Below are 1,228 nucleotides of genomic sequence, written 5' to 3'. Positions count from 1 at the left end.
CTGTGCCTCGGCGGGCTCCACATCAAGCTCCCCACGAAAACCTGAGGAGTAGCACATAAGTTCGAATATGAAAGTATCCAGGGTCCGATCAGCACGGGGGGCCTGCACCGCGACTGCTGTCGCCGAGGGGTTCGACGGTCCCGTGATGGACCTCCAGAGCCAGTTGCCAAAGTCTTCGATGAACTTGCCTGCCCCATCAGAATCCTCGAAAGCTTGGGTATCGGCATGGACGCCACCTACCTCGATTCGTTTGTCGACGCTCTGATCGATGAGCTCGCTCCGGTGCCACCGGAAGTTGATGTGGGGCCGGGTTTGGGGCGGTTGGTGGATTGTCCGCGGCCGTGGTCGATGACGAGGTCTTGTTGGGTGTGTTGGCGTCGGCGGTGTCGGCGCGCAATCTGCTCGATGTCGTGATTGCCTCGGCGGTGGCGGCGGCCGAACGGGCCGGTGTGCCGGGGAGGCGGCACCTACGCACCGGGGCTGATTTGCTCCGGTTGTTGGGGATGGCCCCGGGTGTGGCGGCCCGGGCGGTACGGGTGGGGCGGATGGCACCCGCGCTGCCGGCATTGGTCTTGGCGCAGCGGTTGGGTGGGATCGGTATCGAGTTCGCCGATGCCGTCGGCAGAGGTGTCGCGCACGTGGAGTCTCGAGCACCGTTGTCCGACGAAGAACGGGCGGTGGTGGTGCGCGCGTTGATGGTGCAGACCAGCCCGGCGGAGGTGGCGGCGAAGGCGCGGGCGATCGCCATCGACCGTGGTGCGAGTTGTCCGCCTCAGGAGCGGGTGGTGCCGGTGGCCGAGGACACCACGCTGAATGAGATGACTGTGGTGCAGAACGCTGAGGGCCGGTTTGAGGCCACCCTGGATCTGGACGTCGGTACTGGGGAAGAGTTGTGTGCGGCGTTGGATCCGTTGTGCCGGCCGGTCCCGCTACCGGATGGCTCGGCGGATCCGCGGTCGATCACCACCCGTCGGGCGGAGGCGATCGGGCAGGTGTTGCGCACCTATTTGTCGCAGTCGAGGCGTCCGATGTCTGGTGGGGTGCTCCCGCACGTCACCCTCATCCGACCGGTAGCCGCAGAGGCATCGGTGGGTGGTGGGGAAACGGTGGACCGGTTGGGCTTCGGTGGGCCGGTCTCCGCGGCGACCGCGGAGTTGATCGGTTGTGATGCGACGTTGACCTCGGTGATCGTCGACCACACCGGGGTGCCGCTGGATGTCGGGCGCGC

The 1,228-nt window shown here is 66.4% G+C and carries 1 protein-coding gene; it reads left to right on the top strand.

Going from position 1 to position 1,228, the window contains the following annotated elements; genetic code table 11:
- Window positions 1–329: 329 nt before the first annotated feature.
- A partial coding sequence (locus tag G154_RS06750) for a DUF222 domain-containing protein (protein WP_081649945.1) occupies window positions 330–1,228 on the top strand: 899 nt, incomplete at its 3' end.

The sequence above is a fragment of the Mycobacterium sp. VKM Ac-1816D genome (genome assembly GCF_000416385.1).
GTDB lineage: Bacteria > Actinomycetota > Actinomycetes > Mycobacteriales > Mycobacteriaceae > Mycobacterium > Mycobacterium neoaurum_A.
Note: the sequence above shows the minus strand (reverse complement) of the source record. Positions and strands in the feature narration are given on the sequence as shown.